This is a genomic window from Rhodocytophaga aerolata (assembly GCF_030503435.1).
Lineage (GTDB): Bacteria > Bacteroidota > Bacteroidia > Cytophagales > 172606-1 > Rhodocytophaga > Rhodocytophaga aerolata.
The window spans coordinates 1-1,188 of record NZ_JAUKPO010000163.1; the positions used below are offsets into that span (position 1 = coordinate 1).

At 39.6% G+C, this 1,188-nt stretch carries 2 protein-coding genes; both read right to left on the reverse strand.

Translation table 11 applies throughout. From position 1 onward, the window contains the following. Window positions 1-30: 30 nt before the first annotated feature. Entirely contained in the window at window positions 31-900 is an 870-nt protein-coding gene (locus Q0590_RS37325) for an IS3 family transposase (RefSeq protein ID WP_302042784.1), read from the reverse strand. Next, a partial coding sequence (locus Q0590_RS37330; RefSeq protein ID WP_302042785.1) for a transposase occupies window positions 897-1,188 on the reverse strand: 292 nt, incomplete at its 5' end. The genes Q0590_RS37330 and Q0590_RS37325, both read right to left, overlap by 4 nt.

Below are 1,188 nucleotides of genomic sequence, written 5' to 3' on the forward strand. Positions count from 1 at the left end.
TGAACTTGCAACAATAAACTGGACAAATAGTTAAGCTGCGTTTTTATAACTGTTTAGCTTTGCTTCATATTCAATAGGTGTTAAGTAGCCAAGCGATGCATGAATCCTCTTTCTGTTGTACCAGATTTCGATAAATTCAAAAACTTCTATTTTTGTCTTTGCTATGGATTTTACTTCCATAGGATGGATCAATTCAGTTTTTAGAGTTCTGAAAAAGCTTTCCGCTACTGCATTGTCCCAACAGTTAGCTTTCCTACTCATACTCTGCATCACTAACGGATGAATTTTAAGTACATCTCTAAATTCATAACAGGCGTATTGTACACCTCTATCTGAATGAAAAATCAGATTAGTAGTTATAGGTCTATTTGTGATGGCCATCTTCCAGGCAGGAATCACTGTATCAGAGGTTTTCATCGTCTGGCTTAAAGACCATCCCACTACCTTCCGATCAGCTAAATCTACAATCACCGTCAGATATAACCAGCCTTCTATAGTTTTAATATAAGTAAGATCAGATACCCATGCTTTGCCTATATTTTCTGGTGCAAAGTCTCTGTTTAATAAGTTTTTAGCTACCGGATAATTATGATTAGAATCTGTCGTGCAAATTCGAAATCGTTTATCAACGATGCTTCTAATCCTAGCTTTTCTCATAATTCTGGCTACCCTGGGCCTAGATATAGAAACACCTTTCTTTTTAAGTTCATAAGTAATTTTTGGGCTACCATATCGGCTCTTGCTTGCCTCATGTATTTCCTTAATCAACTTAAGAGCTTGTTGCTCATCTACCTGCCTGACAGATGGCTTCCGGTTGAGCCAATAATAATACCCACTCTTACTGACTTTAAACACCTTACACATCTTCTCAATGGCAAACATAGAGTGGTGCCTTTTCATGAATTGAAAAATTTGCCATCGTTCTTGGAGAAGATGCTCACAGCCTTTTTTAGAATGTCGCGTTCAATTTCTGCCTCTCGAAGTTGCTTTTTCAACTTGGCTATTTCGGCCTGTTCTGCTGATAAAGCAGGCTTGCCATGCCCTGAAAAACTACCCTCCTTTCTTTGCTCATACTCTCGCTTCCAGCGGCTGACCAGTTGGGGGCGCAGCCCTAGTTCTACAGCCACTTCAGAAGTTGATTTGCCCGAGAGGCACAGCTCGACGGTCATCAACTTAAATGCTTTATCA